We start from the raw sequence: 290 nt of genomic DNA, 5'->3' as shown, positions 1-290 counted from the left end.
GTCAAAGGGCTGATGCACGCCAGGCCTGGCACCAAGGTGAAGGTCGAGATGGTGACGTTGCCGCCCAAGGCCGAGACCGCCGGGTTGCAGCAATGAGGTTCGCACATTTCTTCGTCGACCGCCCAATCTTCGCATCGGTCGTTTCGATCGTCCTGCTGATCCTCGGCGGGATTGCTTATACCCAGCTGCCGGTCGCGCAATATCCCGAGATCGCGCCGCCGACGATCGTCGTTCGCGCGCAGTATCCCGGCGCCGACGCCCAGACGGTCGCAGCGACGGTGGCAACGCCG

General features: G+C 64.5%; 1 protein-coding gene. It reads left to right on the top strand.

Annotation, left to right across the window (positions count from 1 at the left end):
- Positions 1-92 precede the first annotated feature (92 nt).
- A partial coding sequence (locus tag EN807_RS34675) for an efflux RND transporter permease subunit (RefSeq protein ID WP_135938103.1) occupies positions 93-290 on the top strand: 198 nt, incomplete at its 3' end.

This window comes from Mesorhizobium sp. M5C.F.Ca.ET.164.01.1.1, from assembly GCF_004792125.1.
In the GTDB taxonomy this organism is placed as follows: Bacteria; Pseudomonadota; Alphaproteobacteria; order Rhizobiales; family Rhizobiaceae; genus Mesorhizobium; species Mesorhizobium wenxiniae.
This window is presented reverse-complemented; position numbering and strand designations above follow the sequence as displayed.